At 33.3% G+C, this 1190-nt stretch carries 1 protein-coding gene and 1 CRISPR repeat array; the gene reads right to left on the minus strand.

The genetic code is table 11. The annotated features are described in order from the left end of the window. Positions 1–492: 492 nt before the first annotated feature. Positions 493–951: direct repeats of the CRISPR family, unit length 30 nt; unit sequence GCGGTTTATCCCTGTGTATACAGGGAACAC. Between the two features lie 20 nt (positions 952–971). After that, a partial coding sequence (locus tag A9G48_RS11850) for a hypothetical protein (protein WP_218057880.1) occupies positions 972–1190 on the minus strand: 219 nt, incomplete at its 5' end.

Raw genomic sequence — 1190 nt, forward strand, 5'->3', positions numbered from 1 at the left:
GTTTTACCCCATTAAATGGATTAATGATTAGTTGTTTTAAGGGGCATGAATAGATAGCCATAAATCTGGCGTTGAGGATTGTTACATTGATAGCGTGATTGCTTTGTTTTTATTAGAAAACCAAACAGTAAAGGACAATAATCAAATTTATTGTGAATAAACCAATGCAAATGAATGAATATCATGCTGCATAATGTGGGCATTTGATATACTAACAACCGAGACATCCTTACCTATACTACCTTGCTACTTATTTTTATTTAGTTTTGTCATATTTGTCTGTTTTTATCGGTAATTTTAATAATCAATAATGATAATTAAAATTGGGCATGAAAATTACACTATTTTTACATAATTTGCAATATTTAATTAAACTTAATTTATTGAAATTTAAGATAAGCTTAGTGAGTCATGTTTTTTTAGGTTGCTGCTTTTAAGCCCCACTTAAAATTTTATCAATTAAGTGGGATTAGGGTTTTAGCATTAAGATAAAGGGGGGATCCCTGTGTATACAGGGAACACTTGTGGATTACCACGTGTAAAACCATTTTTTCCGGTTTATCCCTGTGTATACAGGGAACACGAAAATGCGGAATTCTCAAAAATGAAGAAAGAGCGGTTTATCCCTGTGTATACAGGGAACACGCAGGAATTAGCTTAACAATAGCATCCTGTGGGCGGTTTATCCCTGTGTATACAGGGAACACTACTCGGTTGTACAAATGCAGGCTGCACAATGCGGTTTATCCCTGTGTATACAGGGAACACAGACGGCATAAATAGTTCTTTCAGATGTATCGCGGTTTATCCCTGTGTATACAGGGAACACTGCTCAAAAAGAATATAAATCAATAATGGACTCGGTTTATCCCTGTGTATACAGGGAACACATCATGCCCCAGTATTTCAGCAAAAAAAACGTCGGTTTATCCCTGTGTATACAGGGAACACTCTAATTGTAGCTATCTGTTTTATTTACAGTTATAGCGACCAACAAATTCTACCAGATTTTTTAAATTTTTAAAGATTTTTAACTTATTGATTTTTAATAAGTCGTAAGTAGGCTTTTTCCAATTTCTATCGTTCCACCAAGAAACACCAATTTTTAATTTAAATTCAAAAAGATATAAATATTCGAATGTACCTAAACAAAAAATATTGTCTTTTACTTTCGTATTAGCGTGAGCTTT

Origin of the sequence: Gilliamella sp. wkB18, from assembly GCF_001690875.1 — a bacterium.
Classification (GTDB): Bacteria; Pseudomonadota; Gammaproteobacteria; order Enterobacterales; family Orbaceae; genus Gilliamella; species Gilliamella apicola_A.